Source organism: Leptospira licerasiae serovar Varillal str. VAR 010 (assembly GCF_000244755.1).
In the GTDB taxonomy this organism is placed as follows: domain Bacteria; phylum Spirochaetota; class Leptospiria; order Leptospirales; family Leptospiraceae; genus Leptospira_B; species Leptospira_B licerasiae.
In genome coordinates, this window is the sequence record NZ_AHOO02000008.1 from 47496 (window position 1) to 69665 (window position 22170).

At 36.5% G+C, this 22170-nt stretch carries 15 protein-coding genes; 8 read left to right on the top strand and 7 right to left on the bottom strand.

The window, feature by feature from the left end:
• Nucleotides 1-519: 519 nt before the first annotated feature.
• On the top strand, nt 520-1626 hold the full coding sequence (locus tag LEP1GSC185_RS10590; protein ID WP_008591729.1) for a hypothetical protein: 1107 nt from the start codon (nt 520-522) through the stop codon (nt 1624-1626).
• 50 nt (nt 1627-1676) lie between these two features.
• On the opposite strand, the gene LEP1GSC185_RS10595 is transcribed toward LEP1GSC185_RS10590, so the two are convergent.
• From LEP1GSC185_RS10595 to LEP1GSC185_RS10615, 5 genes are all read right to left on the bottom strand, one after another.
• A complete protein-coding gene (locus tag LEP1GSC185_RS10595) occupies nt 1677-3962 on the bottom strand; it encodes a plasmid replication protein, CyRepA1 family (protein ID WP_008590377.1) in 2286 nt (761 codons plus the stop codon).
• Nucleotides 3963-4281: 319 nt separating this feature from the next.
• On the bottom strand, nt 4282-5055 hold the full coding sequence (locus tag LEP1GSC185_RS10600) for a DUF932 domain-containing protein (protein ID WP_008590676.1): 774 nt from the start codon (nt 5053-5055) through the stop codon (nt 4282-4284).
• 112 nt (nt 5056-5167) lie between these two features.
• Nucleotides 5168-6631 (bottom strand): hypothetical protein, encoded by a 1464-nt coding sequence (locus LEP1GSC185_RS10605; RefSeq protein ID WP_008589756.1) that lies wholly within the window; start codon nt 6629-6631, stop codon nt 5168-5170.
• Between the two features lie 113 nt (nt 6632-6744).
• Nucleotides 6745-7761, bottom strand: coding sequence for a hypothetical protein (locus tag LEP1GSC185_RS10610; protein WP_008591174.1), 1017 nt, complete (start codon nt 7759-7761; stop codon nt 6745-6747).
• A 33-nt stretch (nt 7762-7794) separates the two neighbouring features.
• Nucleotides 7795-8187 carry a TIGR04452 family lipoprotein gene (locus tag LEP1GSC185_RS10615; protein WP_010514636.1) on the bottom strand — a complete coding sequence of 131 codons (393 nt, stop codon included), beginning with the start codon at nt 8185-8187 and terminating at the stop codon, nt 7795-7797.
• A 111-nt stretch (nt 8188-8298) separates the two neighbouring features.
• Here LEP1GSC185_RS10615 and LEP1GSC185_RS10620 point away from each other — a divergent pair, with 111 nt between their 5' ends.
• Nucleotides 8299-8604, top strand: a complete 306-nt coding sequence (locus LEP1GSC185_RS10620) for a helix-turn-helix transcriptional regulator (protein ID WP_010514637.1) — start codon at nt 8299-8301, stop codon at nt 8602-8604.
• Nucleotides 8605-9078: 474 nt separating this feature from the next.
• Complete coding sequence (locus LEP1GSC185_RS10625) at nt 9079-12045, top strand: Eco57I restriction-modification methylase domain-containing protein (protein WP_008591331.1); 2967 nt, start codon at nt 9079-9081, stop codon at nt 12043-12045.
• Between the two features lie 70 nt (nt 12046-12115).
• On the opposite strand, the gene LEP1GSC185_RS10630 is transcribed toward LEP1GSC185_RS10625, so the two are convergent.
• Nucleotides 12116-14320, bottom strand: a complete 2205-nt coding sequence (locus tag LEP1GSC185_RS10630; RefSeq protein ID WP_008590176.1) for an AAA family ATPase — start codon at nt 14318-14320, stop codon at nt 12116-12118.
• Between the two features lie 117 nt (nt 14321-14437).
• On the opposite strand from LEP1GSC185_RS10630, the gene LEP1GSC185_RS10640 reads away from it, so the two are divergent.
• The gene (locus tag LEP1GSC185_RS10640) at nt 14438-15766 is read left to right on the top strand and encodes a transposase (RefSeq protein WP_008589846.1); all 1329 of its coding nucleotides are present in this window, start codon (nt 14438-14440) and stop codon (nt 15764-15766) included.
• Here the strand turns inward: LEP1GSC185_RS10640 and LEP1GSC185_RS10645 are convergent.
• Nucleotides 15734-16597 carry a flagellar hook-basal body protein gene (locus tag LEP1GSC185_RS10645; RefSeq protein WP_010515158.1) on the bottom strand — a complete coding sequence of 288 codons (864 nt, stop codon included), beginning with the start codon at nt 16595-16597 and terminating at the stop codon, nt 15734-15736. The two genes, LEP1GSC185_RS10640 and LEP1GSC185_RS10645, sit on opposite strands and share 33 nt — an antisense overlap.
• 501 nt (nt 16598-17098) lie before the next feature.
• Here LEP1GSC185_RS10645 and LEP1GSC185_RS10650 point away from each other — a divergent pair.
• The 4 genes from LEP1GSC185_RS10650 to LEP1GSC185_RS10665 are packed head-to-tail and all read left to right on the top strand — an operon-like array spanning nt 17099 to nt 22083.
• Nucleotides 17099-18349 carry an ATP-grasp domain-containing protein gene (locus tag LEP1GSC185_RS10650; RefSeq protein WP_008589547.1) on the top strand — a complete coding sequence of 417 codons (1251 nt, stop codon included), beginning with the start codon at nt 17099-17101 and terminating at the stop codon, nt 18347-18349.
• On the top strand, nt 18336-18971 hold the full coding sequence (locus LEP1GSC185_RS10655) for a class I SAM-dependent methyltransferase (protein ID WP_008591249.1): 636 nt from the start codon (nt 18336-18338) through the stop codon (nt 18969-18971). Before LEP1GSC185_RS10650 ends, LEP1GSC185_RS10655 begins: the two co-directional genes overlap by 14 nt.
• A complete protein-coding gene (locus tag LEP1GSC185_RS10660) occupies nt 18947-19834 on the top strand; it encodes a class I SAM-dependent methyltransferase (RefSeq protein ID WP_010515162.1) in 888 nt (295 codons plus the stop codon). Before LEP1GSC185_RS10655 ends, LEP1GSC185_RS10660 begins: the two co-directional genes overlap by 25 nt.
• Nucleotides 19831-22083, top strand: a complete 2253-nt coding sequence (locus tag LEP1GSC185_RS10665; protein WP_008590726.1) for a YhjD/YihY/BrkB family envelope integrity protein — start codon at nt 19831-19833, stop codon at nt 22081-22083. The genes LEP1GSC185_RS10660 and LEP1GSC185_RS10665 overlap by 4 nt, the downstream gene beginning before the upstream one ends.
• Nucleotides 22084-22170 lie beyond the last annotated feature (87 nt).

Here is a 22170-nt window from a genome sequence, read left to right on the forward strand (position 1 = left end):
GTAGATAAAAACGTTCCAAGTTTTGTATAATAATAGAAAGTTATACAAAACCTATCAGCAATCCCCAAAGTCCTGGGAAATCGCTTGACGAAGTCACCAAACTCGGAAATCATTAAATCTACCAACCAAGTGCTGAAAAAAGGGCCAGCCAGCCTTAAACCCCTACCTGGCCGACCCTAAGTGTTAAGCTTGTTTTTCTCTTTTTTAGTAACCCCTAATTGATCTGAACTCGGGTCGGCGAATTTGCAAAATTCGGAAACCCTACATATATATTATAACGGGAAGTTTCACCGAAATTTGGGAAATCGGAACTTTTTTCAAAAAAAGTTATCACTTTAAAATAACATTTGTTATATAAGTAATTTATAATTCACTTTTTCTTAATACTCTTCCTGAGAATTCGGAAATTGTTGAGTTACGAGTTAAAAAGTATAAATTCTAGGCGTTTTTGCCTCGAACTCGATTTTACGGAGAAACTGACTTTATAAAAAAATTTGAAAGGAATCCACTAACTCAGAAATGACGAACTACAACTTACAATACATTGAAGACTTCTTGGGGATTGATCGGGTCTGCTTTTTCACTCCTTACGGTAATATTAAACATGGGTCGGGAGCTTGGGGACTAAATACTCCACCAGATCAGAAAGTCGAGACCCCAATAGCCAGATTAGGTAATAGCGGGATAGCCTACCGCCGAATGCAGCATACTGTTAAGCAGGATTTAGTATATTTCTGGTTTTCGTACTCGCGCTTATTCAATGGAATCAATCTTTCCTCTTATACTCCGGTAGGACGACTCTTACCTTTGAACGATTTTATAAGTATCGCTGAGGAAAATGGAATTTCCTTTAAAAGCAGCGATGAAATTCACCTAGCTACAATTGAAATTTTCTCCAATATTCAATTAGAGCATCCATATCCCAAATACTACGGACTCTTTAGAACAATGATTTTGCCTCGGATGAAGCTCTTTAGTTATGCGGATACTGTGTATTTAGGAAACAGGCAGTCGAAGATTAAAACCTACGACAAGACGAACGAAGTATTCAATCGGCATGGTATCGGATTGAATAAGAATTTTGCCCGTATCGAACTAACTATAAAGAGGAAGGCGAAAGTTTCAAAATTAATTTCGAAAGCCATACCTCAAGTAAGCTCTGAAGATGATATGGCAGAGTATTTTGGTTACCCCTACAATTTAATTTTTCAGAAGGTCTACTACGATAACATTGAGAAAGCTTTTAAAAAACTACTTAAATTCGACTTCAAACCAAACTCTGGAAATTTGCGGGACGAATTAGTATCTTACTACAAAAATAAAAAGTCCCCCTCTAAATGGGCGGACAAAGCTCTAAATACTCTCTCTGAGATAAGATCTATTGGATTAGGAAACGTTTTCGCTAAACGATTGGAAGAGATCGAAGCGCAAGCGACAAAGCCTTTTGAAGTTAAAGGAAAGATGCAAAGAGTAAGAAAGGAAATCTTAGACTTATATTCCGATGCTCTTCTCATTGAGCATCAAATTAAATTCGGACCTTCACTTCTCGAAGAACTAAGGCGAAAAATGATTCTTCAGCGGAAGAAAATGCTCATATTCGGCGAAAATATCGAATTAGCATCATAATTTGAAAAAGCTCCAGTCCTTTTAACTGAATCTGGAGCTTTCTTGAACTCTTAGAGTAGCATTAACTTCTTATTGAAAAAATCGGGAAGCTTACCCTTCCAACGGATAAAACATCTTTCAAGAAAAGCTAAGTCTTTTCGCTTAAATTTATAGTGCTCTACACCTTCTATTTTCTTAACCAATAGGGAAGTTCCAAATTTTTTCAAAATACTATTCAGCGTATTTACAAATAATTGGCGATTAGAATGCGTAATTTCAATTCCGAAATATTCTCTTACTTGATCTTTATTGCTGTATAGGATGAATCCAAACTTTGCAATTTCAAGGGCAGTGAAATATTTAAACTTATTTAGCTCCTTAAGAGGCGAATAGATTAAATCATAAAACTGGCTCCTTCCGGGTATGCCTTCTTCTATGAAATTCGCGATCTTTACTGTACTTTTAATATAACCTAGAGCCTCACTTGTATTCATACGGAATATGAAGTATTCTTTAAGGCATTCGTAAAGTTTCTTAGTAGACGAAAACGAGACGCATGCATAGTCAAAGTTTCTTTTGCTATCCCAGCTTCCATCAAACCCAATAATACTTTTGATCTGATAGCTTTTTAAACCTAATGCTTCATTGACCGAAATATTACCTTTAGATTTTAAAGCAAGAGCCTCCTTAAATTGAATCTCTGGTGCTACTATTAGCCCAAAAGATTCCTCTGTTTGTCTTTCTTTTACAAATGTTTGGTCCAACGTAGCTATATGAGAACCATCTATCCGGTTGTCTATTTCCGTAATTATAAAATTACGCTCATAGCAGTACAATTTGAAGAAGTATCCAAGATACTTTCTTGAAATTTCACTCTCCGAAACGACCATCTCCCGAGCAATATCCCATGCTGTAATATCGAAATCCGAAGTTATATCCCCACCAGCTTCCATAAATTGAGTCATTTCAATTTGAACTTTAGCTTTTTCGTTATATGATCTTTTCAAGTCCTCTTTGGTTCTAAACTGTTTTATACCAGGTGGGGCATCATAGTTTTTCGTAAACACATGTAAATTTTCGTATTTCCTAAATCGATTGCATAGTTGAAAGGTCTCCCATACATCGAGAGTTTTGTCTGTATTCGCAATTAGGTACATGTTGTTTGCGAACCAGAACTGAAAATCTACTCCGGAGCCAATTACAGATGTATATAATACCACATCAAAATTACTGATGTCTCGGGCATATAATAACACTTCTTGTTGGAGCTTTCCCTCTTTCGTTTCTTCGTTAATTGTTAATATTTTCTTATCAGGATATTTCTCTCTAATTTTAAATTCAAGGTCCTGCAGAAAGGTCTTTGAATGCCCACATACTGATACTCGGAATCCGTTCTGAATATCTCTTTCTATTTGCGACAAGATCGACTTTAAACTTTTATGGCAAACCAATTGTCGCTTTGAATACTTTGTCTTCCGGTTGAAAAAGTACCTAATATCTTCCTTAGAAGCAATCGACTGAATAAAATGTACAGTGCTCGGTAAAATGTCAGCGGATGAAAAAACTGCATATTTGCAATTCTCGATTAAATTCGAAATTGTATATATTACGTCCCTCCATTGTTTTCGCATTGTTTCCTTAAATATTTGAGCAACAACCTGGTCAACCTCATCAATTATCACGACCGCGTCTCGGAAATATCCCGGATCAATCTTGTGAATCGAATTCACACAAATCGCAATACTATCCCTTACGTTATTTAATCTTTCATCTCCTAATTTGTTGTAATTGCGAATTGGGATACCCCCGTTATTAAACCTGAAACATATTTGATCAATGAGACCTACTCTATGGGCAATATATATGACTTTCTCGCCTTTAAACAAATGACAGAATGCCTCAGTCTTACCAGTCCCATGAGCTGATTGCAGAATATTGACTTTGCTAAGATATCTTGAATCTGACAAATATTCGGATACGTAATTTTTTTCAAAAATGGAAGGCTCATATAATTTGCTTAAGTATACTGGAATTTCTAAACGACCATTAAACTTTTGAAAATTTGGATCTACCCAACCGTATTCTTTTGCTATCTTGAAGAATGTTTTAATTTCCCCGAACTTTCTTGTTCTCAAAATTTCACCTAAATTGAAACTATTGGAACCGGATATCTTCTCTTTCATTAATTTAGCGATATCTTCTGCGCTTAACTTATCCGCCAGGGTGCTTGCTATCGTTCGATATTTTGACCAAAGCCCTTTTTCGTCCGACAAGAGATTCGGAATTTGTTTTAAGGCTGACTGAACTACTCCTATTAATATTTCCTTTTCTCCAATACCATCTGACTGGTTATTCATCTTTACAGATTTCTCCAAATATATTTCTATACATTAACTAAAGTAAAAAACAAGAAACCAGCACACGATTTTCTTATTATATAATCATTAATTAACTTATTTAGATATATCAATGGTTGCACCTTGTTTATAAAATAGTCAAACCAACCTCGAAAAAAAATTAAAATCGGATTAAACTTTTTTTCACAATTTTAGATTTTTTTTATAAATATTCAGGATTTTTCAAAACTTTCAATTATAATAGAGTTTTATAGAAAGAATGAAATTTTGATAAATTTTTTGCATTTTTAAGATTTTTTTTCAAAAACATTGATCCGACTTATATTTTTTTTGCCAACTGCCAGAGATCATTATTGAAAGAGACTAACCTATCAATGCTCGTGAGACTCTTTATTTTTCTTTGACCGACGGAAGGAACTATATATCGACCAAGACCTTTGACAAAAGTTTCCTGGACTCGATTTAGGACCTTCCAAGAATCAAATCCCTGGTCTTCGGTGCGGCGAACTCTTAGGACTGAGTTTTCAATACTTTCCTGGTCTCCAACAAAGTCAGATCCGAAACGAAGATCTACAGCGTTCTTTACGAATAGTTTTACCTTGTCGGGAGAAAGTTCCTTAGCTTTTAGAAATCTAATCTCTTCGACAAAACCATCAAACCCATTCAAAACTTGATTAATCTTAGTTTGAATCGGTTCTCGATTCTTCTTGTAGTGTCGAAAGATTGAATGACCGCCAGTCCCCAGGTTTCGGACCATTAACTGATTACCACAAACGACTCTCATAAAGCCGTAGAATAATTCGAGTGAGTTTGTTTGATCGTGGGAATTACGGATTACTACATTTAGGTTTCCTTCGTCCTCAATTTTGTAGTCATTGTGTTTTAAGATCACAAGGTGCTTCTGAAAACCTCTCCGATCTTCTACCCTGACATTCTTCTCTGAGGCAGTTTGAATCTCCCACCCTTTCTCTTGAAAGAGTGAGATGACATCAGAGGTTTTAATATGCAAATATCTTTCGCTTGTTTGCCCGTAATGGGAATCCGAAAAAACAGATGGAGCTCTTTCTTTCAACTCCTCGTAATTAATACTCATTTGAACTCCTAAGAACTAGGAATTTCATTTTCTTCATTTGTAATATACGAAAGCGTTTTTTCTGAGAAGCCAGTATTTTTAGATTAGTCAAATTGAATTACGAAAGTCTATTTTAAATTTTCTTTTTTGTTCTATCTCGTTGCATCGGACTAACTATTGGCAAAGAATAAAATTTCATTCGAGAACCATTATCCCACGAATAATCTATATATTCTCCTGAATAAAAGAGAAGTTTTAATATAATTCTATTTAACAAAGTTCTAAAAGCCAATGTTCGATTACTTAGTTTTGTATAGTTTTTAGGCTTTAATGATCCATGCACGACAGAATTTCTTTCTCTAATAACCTCCTTTTCGACTATATCGAATTCCAGCCCGATTTCATTTAAAAAGATTAAATTCTTTTCGTTATTAGATAAAGCATTCACTCCTTCTATTTTCGAAATCAATTTGGCTCCAGAAGGAACAGCGCTTAGTCGATCCTTAATTGCACCAAACTCTTGTCCAAGTAGTTCTAAATATTCATCAGGTTCAACATGAAAAGAAAATTTAGAATTTGCTTCATTCTTAAACCAAGCGTTCTTCAAAAGATCAAATGCTGTCGCAAGGGGTTGCATTTGTATATCGAGAGGTAAATAATGAGATTGATTAATAAGCCAAATCGCTTCATGAATCGGCAACGAATCAAATTTTAAAACAAATACCTCTAATAAAGATTCAAATAACTCTTCAATTTTTATTCCGCTCTTATCTATTCTTCTTAATTCGATTGGAATTGGATAGATGTGTATTTTTTCTATAATTTCCTTAAGATTACTTCGAATAGAATTTCTATGCAAGGTCTTCGTCGGCTCAAGATTTTTATCTAAAAAGCTATATCCGTTATTAAGTAATTCTTTCCCGCACAAAAAAGAATAAAGAGAAGCTGTTGCATCTACTACTTTTTGAGGCGGTGGGCTTTCACCATAGAATCGAATAATTGATATTGGAATGGGCGATTTATCATCGCTTATTGAATAACATAATTCAATTCTCCAAATTAAATATTTAAATTGAATATGGTTTCTAGAAAAAGAAGGACCAGAAAAATCCTTTAATCTTATGCTTTTATTTTCGCCAACGCGAATTGTAGTAATCTTTCTAGATTCGATGATCTGAAAGCGATTAAATGGAAAATGGCGATCACCATTTAAATACCAATAATTATAATGATTAGTGACCTCACTCTTGCGACGCCTAAAATTAATTGTAATAACTTCACCGGTGGCTATTACATCGTTACCTTTAAAACTTACCTCCTGAATGTAATAATCTCTAATTACTGCAATAAAGAGGTTTCCACTTGTGAGAGCAAAAATTGAGTTCTTTTTAGATTTTCGATTATCATCAAGGAGGCCGGCAGTAATTCGATTCACATCATCCCGGGATTCAGCGTTACAAGTTAATTTAAATTTTATACGATAATTTTCGTCGTATTCTATTTCAATTTCTCTTACTTCAGTAGGCAATGAACCACCAATTACATTAAGTTTAGCCCCTGGCAATAAATTCTGGTTTAGAAAGCGAGAAGTATCCATGGCCAAAAATCCGCGCAAGAGAATAATAATAAAAGAATTTTCTAAATAATTTGAACAGAAATTTGCACTATAATTTATATCCTGAAGATCCTTTGTAATTAATTAAAGAATACTCACTTCTTAATACCAAATTCATTATTTAAAGAACTGCGAATAATAGGAATACAGGAGGAGAAATTGTAAACACAAGGGGAATAAGAATCTGTTCCGTCAAACTTCTTACATGCAGAATTTACTAGACCTTGAGCAACCAATTCATTGGTATAATTACCTTCATCTGAAATATGATTTATACTCTCACGTAAAATAGAATAATCGAAAGAAGCTTTACACTCTGATTCTTTCTTCTTCATCCAAGCATTGTTGATCCTTTTATATGCACTCGCGGAATAGATCTTTTCGCCTTCAATCCAGGCTGCTGGGATCAAATTGTTATTCTGCAGGTCGGTTACAAAATAGAAATAGGAACTTTGCTCGGATTTATATACAGGACGATCATTCCAGTAATGCTGAACCTCCGCGCTCTTTGTTAGCTTGAACATATCGAGATCAGAGATTGGAACTGTGACTTTTCCATTTTTGAATATATAGCTCTTTGCGAAATTCAATCCTTTATTCACTAAGGTAACTGCGGCAGGAGTATTTTCAATTTTTACAGCACTCTTCGGAGACCTTTCTGTCTCTCTCTTTGTTTCATCATAGGTTTTAAGTCGGTAAATCGGATAAGTAGCCCAATCATAGATAAGTATAGGAAGAGTAAAAATGATTCCAATACCCATGATTGTAAACGGACCTTCAACCAAACATTTGGAATAATTCTTTCTTTCACCGCAAACATCACTATCGAAGTCAGCACCGGTCCTTTGAACATTGTAAGTTCTATCATAAGCTACTTTGTCGAAGTTAGTCTTGTTCTCAGTAAAGGAAAACTGCAGACCGCTTTCGGTTAACTTATACTCAATAGAATATTCGGACTTTGAATCAAAATCCGCATTCCTACTTACTTCTGTCTGTGAAATAAGAGTTCTCTTTTTCTGATAAGGCAAACAACCAAAGATTCCAAAAACAATTACTACTTTAATTAAACCTAATATTATCTTCTGCATTCCAATACCCTCGAAACCTGTCATTCCTCCCAGTTCTTTTTACGAAAGGATTTTTTTCTAATAAATTGGACTAGAAGGTTTTAAATGGCACTGAATCATTGCAATGAAGCCAGGAGATCTAATCAGATACCCCCAGGTCTGAATTTCACTGATACATTTATCCACATCTGATTTGTGATAGTAGTCACCGGAATTGATACCTGCAAGACTCGAAGCTTGAGCATTTAATAGAGCATTACTGGCGGTAAGGACTGAAGGATCATAAGAAGCGGCTACAGCGACGTATGTATTTACTGCATCTTGGATCCTTTGCTTTACTTCAGATCCCTTTAGTCGATCATCAGCTAACCCTGCTTCGTTGAGAAGATTGCAGTCATAAAAGGAAAAACAAAGAAAAAGAGTTAATCGAACGAGAAACCTACTCTTCTTGCAATTTAGACAGTTCGTCATTGAACGCCTCCTAGTTTAAGATCCTAAAATAGATCTGGAGCGAATATAGTTAATTTTATCGCACTTTATATAGTGTGTTTTATAAGTCAAATTGGAATTATTCTTCTATATGTGGATTTCACTACCTTTCGCCGAAAAGTCGGTCTTAGATTAAAGGAATTGCGGATTGAAAGGAACCTTTCTCAGGAAGATCTAGATTCTGGCGATGATGGAATTCCTTATCGAACGATACAGAATATTGAAGCGGGAAGATCTAGTATAAATCTCCGAACAATCTACAAGATTTGTAGAAAGCTAAAGGTCAATGCAATGGAACTGTTTGATTTAGAAAAGCTGAGTAATCATCCACCCAAAAAAAGAGCCCGCAAGAAGACACTATATAAGAAAGTGACTACAAAAAGTAATTTAAATAAGTAAAGTTATCTTACTTGAGGTCACTTAGAATCGGCACCCGATTAACTCAGGAAGATATGGATGAAGGAGATTTGGCTGTTCGTTTCAGAACGATTCAAGAAATATAGAATGGTCGAACTAATCCGAATGTAAATACTTTGTTTCGTATTTCTAAAAGATTAAAAGTTAAACCGAAGGATTTATTTGATTTTTGACTGTTTAAATGAGCAACATTTTGTCATAGTATATCTCATTATAAAGATCTTCTTTTATCTAAATTCCATCAACTCGCCTAAATCAATATAATTGAAAGGCTTATTTAATATTACATCTACGATTTTGATCATCTCAGCTCCTGTTACCATTCTTTTGAATTCATTTTTAAACGCTTCGTATTAACTATTTGCTAAGCAATCGAAATTTCGTTCATTATTAGATTATTCTGTATTTTCAATTGACATTATATTTTTTGAAAGGATTTCATACATACGACTGCCTATGGATTTTAAAAGTAAAATAAGAAAGTTAGTATGGGACTTTGAAAATGAAAATACATGGAAAAGTTCAGAAGAACATATTCAAACTTTATTCACTTCTAGACTTTTAGAGATATTAGGATACAGAGTCGGTAATATTCGAATTAACAAAGGCCAAGAAGTAAAAACTGGTAAAATACCTGATATACTATTACTAAATGATTCAGGGAATACTCTATTAGTTATCGAATCAAAAGATGCCAAAAAAAGTGAATCTTTAGACTCCCGATATAAAAGTAAAACATTCATTGAACAGCTTTTGGGCTACTGTAGAGCTGAAGGAATTCATTGGGGAATATTAACTAATTTTGTAGAATGGCGAATTTATTCAGTCTATCAAAACAGATTATATTTGAATAAGAAATTTGCATTTCATGAACTACTCTGGCCCGGAATAAATAAAGAAGACTATGTCGACCTATTATCGGATGAGGGAATACGTTTCCTCGAACTTATCTCTAAGGATAAACTTGTGCGAAGTAAAGGTCGCATTGATGATGATCCAGTTTATTATCCAAAGCAAGATGAAATTAAAGAAAAATTTTTCCAAGATTTAAAGAAATGGAGAAGTAATATTCGGAATTATATTTCAAAAAACTATTCCCACTCCTTTGAATTGAGTAAAATCGATTTAATGACACAACAAATATTGGATCGGCTTATTTTCATCGATTATTGTGCTGATAACAATATAATTACGCAAGATCGGTTACATGCAATAGTTCATAGTAAAGAAAAGTTATATCAAGAATTAAGAACCATTTTCCTTGATATGGATGAAAAGTTCAATTCTGAGTTATTTTCTCAATCAGATTGCGATCTAATAGAGATAGAAGATAGCGTTCTTAGGCCAGTAATAATTGAACTTTCTAATACAGATTTTAGCAAACTGACCGTTCATGTCTTAGGAGAGGTCTATGAAAACTACCTGGGAGAGCTTCTCCAATCAGGCCGAAAAGGAGAAATTATTGACAAAAAGAAAACACAAATTAAGGGTTCGCATGGAATTTATTACACTCCTGATTTTATTGTAAATTATATAGTTGAAAACACGGTCGGGATAGTATTAAGTAAATGTAAAACTTTGCATGAAATTAGCCAGGTAAAAGTTTTAGACCCCGCATGTGGTTCCGGTTCATTTCTTATTCGCGTATTTGATGAATTTCTAAAACACCATGAAAGGATTAGTCCTATCGGACTATATCATTTTGAAGTTAGAAAGAAAATTCTTCAAAATAATATCTACGGCATAGACCTGGACGAAAGGGCTGTCGAAATCGCAAAATTAAATTTATTAGTAAAAGCGTTAGAAGGAAGTGCAAGAACTTCATTGACCGGAAGAAAACTTTTGCCAAACCTTAAGCTAAACATTCGCTGCGGAAACAGCCTAATCTTCGGAGAAGGCAATAGCTCGCAAATGGAATTGTTTCGAAATCAACATTTTCGAGATCTTGCCGAACTAACGAAACTCACTGAGCAATACCATCATGAAAAATACGATGATAGTGAGAAGGAAAAACTGTATAGTCAGATTCAAATAATTGAAGATACAGTGAATCGTAAGTTAAACAAAAATCTATTTAACTATTTTGAAAACCCAGATAACGTTAGACCGATGAATTACTCTGTGCTATTTCCACAGGTAAAAGCTGCTGGAGGATTTGATTGCATTGTGGGAAATCCTCCATATTTAAGCTACTACGCCCGATTTAAACAAGAAATGTTAAAAAAGGAAGAAATCTATTATAAAGAACATTATGAATTCATATCAGAATCCAATCGAATTATTGATAAAAATCAAATTAAAGGAAAATTCAATACGGTAATGTTCTTCTTTGAAAGATCGATTCACCTTTTGAAAGACAGAGGATTATGCTCATTTATCGTTGATTTAAATATTATCAAAGAGCCTTACAAAGATATTCGTCAATATTTAGTGAATACAGCTTCAATTAGTGAAATAGTTACTGATATTGAAGGGTGGGGAGAAGTCGGATCTGGCCAAATAATTATCAATTATCAAAAGGGGTTAAATAGTAATAAAAAAATTAGAATTAAAAAAACTCTACTTGATAAAAGCCCAAGATATGAACAGCAATCGAGTTTTATTTCATTCTTTACCGACTTTAACAATCGAAAGAGTAAGAAAGACTCATTAGAATCAATAATTAAGAAAATTGAAAATAATTCCAAAAAGCTAAGCGAGATTTTTCCAAATAAATTAATTCGTACGTCTATAAATTTCGCGGGGAAAAAATCCACATTTCTGACCACACGAAATGCAAATGACGCAAAACCTCTTGCTGAAGGCGGCGACTCGATTACGCACAAATATTGCATACCTCAAATTAATTCGTATATAAAATATGATAAAAATATAATTCATTCCATTAATAAAAGTAATAATAAGAAGGAAATTGCGAAACAAAACAAACAGGGTAAGGTTGGCGGCCTTGGTGATATTTCAGTCTTCCTGAATCCAAAGATAATAGTTCGTCAGGCTGGAGAGTCTATAGTGGCAACTTTCTATGAAAAAGAACTTTATTTAGATTATAGTCTGTTTTCCATTTCAAAAGGAGACGGACCAAATTTTAAAAGCGTAGATTTAAAAGAAGTATTAGCTATATTAAATTCTAAATTAATATCATTCTATGCTTGGAATAAAAATATTATTGAACACGGTAAAGGAGGGACTCCACAGATTCGAATAAAGGGCCTAAGGAATATTCCGTATCCAAATTTAACGAAAGAGGCCTCGGTAGCTCTAAGTCAATTAACAGATTCCATTTTAAAACTCAACAAAGACACAAACACATTGCAGAATAATAAAATTCGCATACAATCACTTTCTAGAGAAATAGATCAAATTGTTTATCAAATTTACGGACTGACCGAAAGCGAAATTAATATTATTGAAAATTCGAAATAAATTTTTCAAGTTTCATTTTAGTTAGCATTATGTACCTATCGTATGCGCTCTTAGCTTATTTAGCCTAAGCTTAATTACTATCATTGCCCATCATCATATTATAGTGGGCTTCGTGTCCAGACCTGTTAAAAATTTCGCGAAAAACTTGTAGATAATTCTCAATCTGGATATCGTCAATTGCTACATAAAGATCGTCCTGTGCAAAATGAGATCCATCATGAACCCAAGAAAAAAGCGACTTGCAAATCAGTTTATCCCGACCTTCAAACATATCACATATTCGATCAGGATCTATACCTCCCAATATCTTAAAATAGTTTTCTAAAATTCTTCGTAAAGTATTCTGAATTGTAAGATTCGATCTACTCGGATTTCGTATCTCAGACCATAGCAATTCATAAGATGTTTTTATCGGATTGCTTGTATGTTTTTGAAGTTTTTGAGTATTTTCTAGTTTTCTAATGATCCAAAAGGATTCATCATTTACTCCTCGAGTTCGTCTCTTAGGATTAAAAGCTACCTCCTTTTGAAAATAGACATTATGAGTAAGGACAAATATCTGCTTAATAATTCCAGCTTCCGATCTCACCTCTTCAAATAATTTCTTAATCAATGAGCTAACAATAAAAAGAACTTCACTATCTAAACTTGAAATAGGATCATCGAATACGACAATACGATCCGTTATCATGCCACTTTCCGATTCACTACCTTTTAACAAATAATAAAAGTACAAAAAGCATACAAATGTCTTCTCGCCTTCACTGAGCGTATCTTTCGCATTTGCGCCATTCGATCGGATCAATTTATAGAAATTACCGGCATCTGACTTATCGAGCTTGAAATTTTGAAAACCAAATTTCAAAAGCAAATCGTTAATTCCGTCAATAGTTGGCTGAATAGTAGTCATCCTCATTTCTAAGTCACGCAATTGCTGAGATTTAGTTCCAATCTCTCTATCATTTTCATGAATCTTATCTTGAATATTTGAAATGGCCTTTTGAAGTTCATGCTTTTTCTTTTTATAAGAATCAAGAATATCCTTTAACTCAGAAAGAACTAAACACCAAACTTCTCCGATAAGTTTATCTTTTTCTATTGAAATATTTGCAATGACTTGATTGTAATTATTAATTTCCAAATTCACTGTTGAAATTAAAGTATTGAAAACTTCCAAAATACTCTCGAGAGGCTCTAACACTACAATCTGACTAGGTTCCTTAACTTTCTCAGTGATCCTCTGATTATTTATGACTATTTTTGTATTTAATAAATCACTTTGAAATTTCAATTTCTCGAGATCCAAAAAACGAGATGGGTTAGCGATAATTTGATTGATTGACTGTTGTAAAAGGTCTGCATCAGCAGAGTAACGGAAAGCTAAATCTTGAATTCCTTTGGTATCTTTAATAAAAGTTTCGTCAAAGTATTCAGTCAAACTTTTAGTAAATGACTCTTCTGTAGTCCGTTGACAAAAGGGGCAAACACTATTATTAAGTTCGAAATAATTAAGGCCAGCTCGAACCCAATCACTATTCCCTAACTTTTTAATCATTGCTGCTATATCTACATCATCCTTACCTATGATACGTTTTGATAAGATGGCATTGCTTTCGTGCTTTACAAGAGAATTTCCGTCGATCTCAATAACCTTGTCTTCCGGTAGAGACTCTTCACTGAAAACATTTTCCGCTTTCTTTAGCAATTCACTTAGATCAAGAAGAGTTGATTTATTAGATGAATCTTCAATTAAAACTTTATCGCGAAATCTATCTGCAGAATTTCGATATCCTATAAATGCGGTACCAAACGAATCATCATACTTTTTCTTCATTTCCCAACAATCATCTTTAAATTTGGATTCAATGATCGTCATGTCTTTAATCATTCCATTGGAATCTTCATTTCCATTCAATTCTTCGGAAAGTCTTATATTCTTTCTTCTTAATGTATCAATCTCACCTTTCTTATTTTCTATCTGAGATAAAACTTCTGCCTGTTCTTCACCTAGAGTAAAAACCCCTTTCATTTCACTCAATTGAACGAAATTACGATCAACAAAATCGGAATTATAGACCATAGGCTGAAGCTTTGTTCCTGCCTTCCATAATACTGAGCAAGATCCATATTCTTCTTCATTAGCAATAATACGACTTATCGTTGTTTTTCCCGAACCATTAGAGCCAAAAATAAAATTAATTCTAGAAAGACTGCTAAGTTCCTCAGGTGTGGAACCAAAAGCCGCAACGTCGGAAATTCTAATCAACTCAATCATAGCACCCTACTGTTATTTGCACTTTATCGAAATAACTTTTTCAATATCCATTTTTTTTACTTTCTTTTTCTATGTGTCTACCGTTTTGCTTCCTTAAAAAACAAAAAAGTAATACTCATGCAAGCAGCCTTAAAATACACGGAAATCAACTCTCGCAGACAATCCTTCACTCCTACTCGACCTTGGATTGAATTCGGAATATTTAATACACGTAATCCGAACCGAGGACCACCTTTCCTCCAATCCAGAACCGCCCCTTCCATTAGAAATACCGAAAATATAAACCTCTTCCCAACACCCCTACCTAAACACTACAACCCAGCACTAAACACTGATTACTTCACGGAAATAACCAAGAAGATACTTAATGACTTCTACCCAAAACACTGTCCTACTCCTGAATGTAACAATAGAATCTTAGATAAGGAAATCTCAACAAGACCAGATCTAATTAGATGTCCTCAATGTAGATATCTAACATCAAGACTAAGTTACACTCCCCTTCATCATTTCAAACTTCCAATATGGATGTTCGGATATATCCTTTATGAATCACTAATACAATACCCAAAGGTAGTAACAGCAACAGAACTAAGTAAGAGGCTAAGAATAGGATATAATGCAGCCAGCTTACTAAAGAGAAGATTCCAACTCTTTGCATCAAACCAATTACCAAAGTATAAGAAGCTAACCTACGAGGCTCTAAATGATCAGTTCAAGGACTTCCTACTCCCTCCAAATGAGAATAGAGACATTACTAAGATCATGGCAAAGAAGCCTTATACTTGCGTAGACACTGTTGTATTATATTCAGCAGGTGAAAGAGCGAGCCAAGGTAGGAAACGTTACAGACATAGTGGACAAACCGCTTCTATATACCTTTCAGAGAAATTAGGAGGGAGACAAGTCGGAACTCTTGTACAGACTATAGCAATAAAGCAAGGACCAGTATTCTTCTCATCAGTATCTAATCAAAAAGCAGAGACTTTAGGACCTCTGATTAAAGAACACTTACCTACTACAACTCCACTTTTTACAGACCAAGGATACCCTTGGCTTTGGGAAATATACAAGAACCACAGATCAGTTAATCATTCTGCGAGATCGAAAGATAATAGATTCAGATTTGCTCGTAATCGGTGGAGTAAGAATGGAGTCCACAATCAAGTTGCAGAAGGAAACCATAGAGTTCTAAAAACCGCTTTTGCTGCTTACGGATATATAAAGCCAAAGTATTCCCAAATGTATCTGAATGAGTTTAGCTTCATTAAGAATGCTAACGTATTCGGACTGGATGTGCTGGTTAGTAATGATGATGCCAACAATGGAATGAGGTGTAGAGATAGGGATGCTTTTGCTGTCAATCCGAGAGCGCGACAGAGGGAGGCGGTTCGGATTGAGAGGAAAGGATTACTATCTCAATACGTCATTCAGAAGTTTACCTAACATCTGATCTTGGGTCTGAACAGTCTTCTGATTCGCCTCGTAAGAGCGGTTTACTTCGATCATTTCCACCATTTCGGTGACAACACTAACATTAGAAGCTTCTAAATAACCTTGGAGAAGGTTAGGCTCTTCTTCTAAAAGGAAAGGTCTTGGTTCACCAGACTCAGGAGTATCGTTATAGAAAGAATCGCCTTCTTTATCCAAATGACGAGGATTCTCTACGGTGCGGATCTTGATACGATCTAAAAGAACAGGAGTTTCGAATCTATTCTTATCGGCTCCAACGGAATTACGAGGATCATTACCGATCTCACCGTTAATCCAAACTTCTCCATTCTCTTTGATCAAAAAATTCCCACGAGCGACTTTGATCGGACCATTCTCGCCCATCAAAGGAAAACCTTGAGGAGTCACCAAGTAACCGTTCGTATCCAGGACAAATGCACCGGAGCGAGAAAGTCTTTCTCCTCTATTCGTCAAAACGCTAAAAAATGCAGGATGTTCGGTGCCAGGTCTATCTTGCAACATCATGTCGAAAGGATTGTCCGTCTTCTTCACTGCACCTTGTTCAAATCTAGTATAAATTTCATTTACCTCGGCGCCTAACCCGAGTTTGCCGACAACAGGAGCAGTATCAAAAGATCCCATAGGCACCTTCCCCACTCCGTCCTCACTAAATCTATGGATCAAAAGTTCAGGAAAAGTTTTGAACAACGTTGTGTCCCTTTTGAAGGCGGTCTTGTCAACGTTCGCAAGATTGTTGGAAATCACATCCATACGTGTTTGCTGCACGATCATCCCGTTGGATCCGGTGTACATTCCTCTTAACATTCTACTTTCTCCCGCTCTTTTTAAGGATCGGAGTTTTCCAAAAATCCCATTACGCTTTTGAAGACATAAAAAGAAAAAATAAGAAGGAGTTCCTACCAATTTTAAAAACCATATCGGGGAATTGGCCGCCCCCCTCCCTGGCGGGCGGGACCGGGCTGCTACGGATTCGGCGAGACCGCCTCATCCCACCTCCGGTGGGACAAAGTCCTTCGCATCCCTGGCGGAATACTAATTCGGCAAATCTATCCTAAATCAAGGCCGTTCACCGGAATTCAGAATCTACATTCCATCCCGGAAGCCCAAAACGAAACTTGAAAATCCGAAAAATTTCTGATATAGAACTTGGAAGCAACCTCCCCACGAGCCCTCCTCCACCACCCAAACTCGGGTGGGGGCCGCCTCTTTCGCAACCCTGTTGGAATTCCTACAAAGGAGCCGGATTTTGTCTCATTCCCAAAAAACCTTTGACATCTCTTGTTCAGGGCACTATCTATCCAGGGGATGAAGAAAAAAGGGTATTTTCTCTCCTTAGGAGCCGGCAAAAACCAGGTACCCTTGATCTCTGCAGCAAGAGCCTTAGGCCTAGAAGTAGCAGCGGTAGATAAAAACGATAAGGCCCCCGGATTTGCAATGGCGAGTCTACGAATCATAGAGTCCACCTTCGAATACAGAAGGATCTTGAGAGCCGTCGCCGAAAATCCTTTGCCCACCCCGATCATTGGGATCGGAACAAGATCCTTCGGCAAGGCAACCTATAGCGCGGCTTATCTTGCGGAAAAATTAAAACTCAAATATGCAAGCACAGAGTCCGTATTAAAATTTTCTGATAAACAAATCTTGAAAGAGACCTTAGCCCCTAAAGGAATAAGAGTACCTCGAGAAATCCCGTCTTCGGAGATCAAAGCAAAATCTAAATCATTTCCTTATCCATGGATCTTAAAACCGAGCCAAGGCAGCGGCAAATCCGGGATCCAACTAGTAGAATCCGATTCGGATCTTAAATCTATCGTAAATATAATATCACCCAAAAAACAATCCAAGTCAAAGACCTCTGCAAATTCCCCTCATCCGGAAACTTGGCTTTTAGAAGAATACATTCCAGGTCCTGAATATACCGTTTTGGGATTGGTAGATGAATCCGATTTTCATCTTGTAAATATTTCCTTAAAGGAAACTTCTTCCTTTCCTCCATTTCTGGAAGCAGCTCATAGACTCCCCTTCCCTAAATCCGAATTGGAAGGTGAGATCAAAATGTTATGTAGAGCGATCGTTAAGGCAACAGGTCTCAAAAACTGTCCTTTTGTAGCGGAGTTCAGATCGGATGAGAACGGAGATCTTGTTTTGATCGAAGCTGCTCCGGAAGTAGGCGGTGAATATCTGGCAGACGTTCTTGTGCCCGGTTATTCAGGTTACGATTATTTCACCAATCTGGTAAAACTTTTAGTGGGAGAGCCGATTATTCCGCCTCCTTCTAGTTTAGAAATTCCTAAAAAACTAAAATCTCAAGTTCGTTTCGATATTCCGCCAAGAGGCGTTTCCGTTCTGAAATCCTGGGAAGATTTTCCCGCAAATTACGGAGAGACGATTCTTTTCAACCAAAACTTAAAAGAACTCGGTTCTAAGTTAGATACATCTTTGGGCAATGAAACAAGAACAAGAGTTCTTTGTCTAAGATCAAAAGTATCTTCTTCCGAAGAAGAATGGAACGGTTCGGTAAAAAATCGTTTGAAGGCGGAATATGAAGCCCGCTGATCATCCTTCCAAAGAAGCTTGGGAAACTCATTATACCAGACCTAAAGCGAAACTTTCTTATCCGGATGAGAACTTAGTTCGAATGATCTCTAAGTTTCCATCTTCCTCTCCTTCCCCGAAAGCTTTGGATTTTGGGACCGGTTCTGGAAGACATTGTATTCTTCTAAAAGATTTCGGATATGAAGTGTATGCCGCAGATTACAGCGAAAATTCCATCCAATCGGTCAAAGATTCTTATCCTTGGGCTCATACTTTTCTTTTGAATTCTCCTCCTTATCCTTTTGAAGATGAAAAATTTGATCTCGTTGTTAGCTGGGGAGTATTACATTATAATTCTCCTGATCTCGCAAAATCCATGTTAGATGATACTTTCCGTATTTTAAAAAAAGACGGTTATCTTGCAGCCTCGGTAAGAGCGGAAGGTGATACTCACCTTAAGGCGGAAAAAGGTAAAATCGGAACTGCAGATCTTGCCGGCGGCGCCACCTGGTTTTATTCTCTGGAGAATGTAAAAGATCTTTTGAAAAAATTTTCTTCCTTCGAGATTGGTTATACTGAAAGAACTCCACTAGGAAAATTGGATGAGAGGATTTGTCATTGGATCTTTCTCGCCAAAAAATAATCCAAGAAGAATGTCCTTTAAACGGGGACTGCAATTGGGAACCGTTGTACCGTTCCGAATTCGGTGACTTTGACCTTCCCATCCAAATTTGTAAAACCTGCGGCTTCCAAGCACAATTTCCCAGACCTGAACCTGAATCATTATATACGGAAGAATATTATACGGGTAATCAGGAATTCACATATAGAGACGAAAGGCAAACCGAAAAATTCGATAGATATGTTTGGTTTGCTCGTTTAAAAAACATTTCCAAATTCAAATCTTCGGGAAATTTCCTGGATATAGGTTGTTCTTTTGGCGGTTTTTTAGAATGCGCTAAAGAAAAAGGATTTTCACCCTATGGAGTGGAAATTTCTCCCTTCTCCGCCAAACAAGCGGAGGCGAGAGGTTTCAAAGTCTGGCAAGGCCAATTCTTAGATGTAGATCTTCCTGAAAATTTTTTCGATGTGATCACTTTGATCGAGGTGATAGAACATTTGGAAAATCCGAAAGAAGTATTTAATAAACTTGCGAGGCTCCTGAAGCCCGGCGGATTACTTCTCATACAGACCGCGAATTTTGATGCCTGGCAGGCGATCGATGCCGGCAAAAAATATCACTATTATCTGCCGGGACATGTGTATTATTATTCTGCAAAAATGCTTCGGAAAATTCTTGCCATACGAGGATTCGAAAGACAGATTACCTACCTCGGAGTGGACTTCCCTCTTTCCGCTAAACTTTTAAAATCCAGGGGAAGTTTCTCAAGCTGGAAGGATTATTTAAAATGGTTTAGGATCTCTTTCTACCATTTCAAAAGTAAACTTTCCAAAAAAGGGATACCGCTCACTTCTTCTATGGTGCATTACGCAATTAAGAAATGAACTCTCATCCGAATACAAAGTATAGTAGATTTTTCGATTATATTCCGGACGCAGGCTTAGGAAGAAAACTAAACTTTACAGTCCGTGTCCTGGCGGCTTCCGCCTATCGTTTTGCCAAAGACGAATGTTTAATTAAAGCTTCCGGCATTTCTTACACTACCATCGTATCCCTGATCCCTATGCTCGTAGTGGCTCTTTCTCTTTTGACGATCACCTCCGGCCTAGACAATCGTAAAGAAGAAATATTCGATAAGATTAATGCGTTCTTCCTAGTTAGTAATATCAACTTAGACATCAATCCCTACCTGGATACTTTAGGAGAATTGATCGATGCAGCTAGACAGATAGGCGCTATCGGTTTTATTCTTTTAGTATTCTCCGCGACTACCGTGCTAAGGTCTTTAGAGAATTCCTTCAATTCTATCTGGAGGATAGAAGAGAAAAGATCTGTCCTGCAAGAGTTCGTATTTTACTTTTTTGTACTTTCTATCGGACCTCTACTTTTGGTGATCGGAGATAATCTTGCAAAGAAGGTAACCGATGTATTCCGTCCTCCTCATTATCTGAGCATGGACAAAGATCCAGAGAATCATATTTGGATTGCAGGAGAGAACGGAACACTCTTCCGAATGGATTCAGGTCTAAAACAGGATTATTATCTGGATGAAAAAGATATCGACCTCAAAAATATCCGTTGTTTGGATTCATTCGGAGTCAGGGCGGACTTTTGCGAAAAGCCGGACATTTCCAAAGAAAATTTTGTACGAGTTTCCATCAAAGACGGAAAAGTATATGCGCTCTCCGAAAAAGGCCTATTTCTTTCTAAACCCGTAGACGGCTCGGTATGGACTGCGATTTATTTCGATAATTCTAATTTTAAAGATTTCGAATATATCAACGAAGGGAATTTTTATCTAATCTTCTCCAACGGAGAAGTGTTACATTTTTTTGCCCAAGGAAGAAGTTACAAACCGGTATTTACGAATGTATTGAAGATCCGAGCAAATCGAGTTTATTTTCCGGAACCTTATCTCGGTTACATAGTAGACGAGGACGGGAATGTTTGGAAAAGTGAAGACGGCGGTTATACTTGGAATGCAACCAAGATCACCGGCCATGGCCTAAAAGATATTCATCGGATCAAACCAGAAGAACTTTTTGTAACAGGAGAAAGAGGTTCCGTTTTCAAAACGGAAGACGGAGGATACTCCTGGAAAAACCTAAGTCACAAAAGATATACATTTACTAAAGTCTGGTCCATAGAGAACGAAGAGTCTGCGGATATTTTCCTACTGGATGCTCTCGGAAACATCTTAGTCTCCATAGATGGAGGAGAACATTGGAATACTTTTTATATTCCGGCTAAGGGAAAAGTATTCGCTTCCGGCCTACTGGACAGAAGTGAGAACGGAAGATTCAGATTATTGAATATAGGTGAATATAGAAAGATCAGCCTTTCCGAATACAAAGACGTTAAATACGAAACAATTATCCTCCAAGGAGGAGAGTCGGTATTCTCACCTTATAATATTCTAAAATTCTTCTTTCCGTTGATCGGGATCTGGCTTTTCTTCTTGGCATTATTCACCCTGATCCCCAATACAAAAGTTCCGATCAGAGCCTCCGCCTGGGGAGCTGGATTTACTAGTGTGATCTTTTTGATCTTCCTGTATGGGTTCCAAGTGTATATTACATCCTTCTCCGAAACTACTATGATAGTGTATAAGGCGCTCGCTTCCATCCCTATCTTCTTAATCGGAGTATATTCTTTGTCATTGATCGTTTTGTTCGGAGCGGAGGTCACTGCCTGCGTCCAATATCCGGAAAGATATTACGCTCCTTTTCAATTGATAGAAGAACATCATACAGCATTTAGTTACGAATTCAGGAAGTTGATCGGAGTATTAAAAGCGGTCTACTCTGTCCAAAAAGAAAGTAAGATCGCTCCTCGAAACGGAGATCTTGCAGTAAAATCAGGACTTCATGCGGAAGAGATCCCAAGACTTACTAAAACGTTATCCGAAGCAGGATTACTTGTGGAAACAAACGAAAGCGGGGCTTGGTTACCCGTAGTCTCAGGCGAGGATCTGACTTTAGGAGATTTTTACAGAAGAATACCTGAGCCTCTTTTAAAAGAGGATCCTTCCTTCCACGTATATCCCGATAAAGTCAGGGAAAAAATGGATAAGGCGGAAACTTCTCTGCAAAAAGATCTGGATGCGATTAGTTTTAGAGACCTGATCGATTAAAAGATCCAATAGGTCCGATGTTGGCACTTCTACGATCTAAAAAGAAGTGCCTGTAATCCAAACCATCTTATCTTTAAAAAAATCGAT

Bases quoted from the DNA above. Each gene is read 5' to 3' on its own strand.
- LEP1GSC185_RS10600 (WP_008590676.1), bottom strand. From the start codon at position 5,055: ATGAGTATTAATTACGAGGAGTTGAAAGAAAGAGCTCCATCTGTTTTT.
- LEP1GSC185_RS10655 (WP_008591249.1), top strand. From the start codon at position 18,336: ATGAAGCCCGCTGATCATCCTTCCAAAGAAGCTTGGGAAACTCATTAT.
- LEP1GSC185_RS10650 (WP_008589547.1), top strand. From the start codon at position 17,099: ATGAAGAAAAAAGGGTATTTTCTCTCCTTAGGAGCCGGCAAAAACCAG.
- LEP1GSC185_RS10625 (WP_008591331.1), top strand. From the start codon at position 9,079: ATGGATTTTAAAAGTAAAATAAGAAAGTTAGTATGGGACTTTGAAAAT.
- LEP1GSC185_RS10645 (WP_010515158.1), bottom strand. From the start codon at position 16,597: ATGTTAAGAGGAATGTACACCGGATCCAACGGGATGATCGTGCAGCAA.
- LEP1GSC185_RS10665 (WP_008590726.1), top strand. From the start codon at position 19,831: ATGAACTCTCATCCGAATACAAAGTATAGTAGATTTTTCGATTATATT.
- LEP1GSC185_RS10630 (WP_008590176.1), bottom strand. From the start codon at position 14,320: ATGATTGAGTTGATTAGAATTTCCGACGTTGCGGCTTTTGGTTCCACA.
- LEP1GSC185_RS10595 (WP_008590377.1), bottom strand. From the start codon at position 3,962: ATGAATAACCAGTCAGATGGTATTGGAGAAAAGGAAATATTAATAGGA.
- LEP1GSC185_RS10605 (WP_008589756.1), bottom strand. From the start codon at position 6,631: ATGGATACTTCTCGCTTTCTAAACCAGAATTTATTGCCAGGGGCTAAA.
- LEP1GSC185_RS10640 (WP_008589846.1), top strand. From the start codon at position 14,438: ATGCAAGCAGCCTTAAAATACACGGAAATCAACTCTCGCAGACAATCC.
- LEP1GSC185_RS10610 (WP_008591174.1), bottom strand. From the start codon at position 7,761: ATGACAGGTTTCGAGGGTATTGGAATGCAGAAGATAATATTAGGTTTA.
- LEP1GSC185_RS10615 (WP_010514636.1), bottom strand. From the start codon at position 8,187: ATGACGAACTGTCTAAATTGCAAGAAGAGTAGGTTTCTCGTTCGATTA.
- LEP1GSC185_RS10590 (WP_008591729.1), top strand. From the start codon at position 520: ATGACGAACTACAACTTACAATACATTGAAGACTTCTTGGGGATTGAT.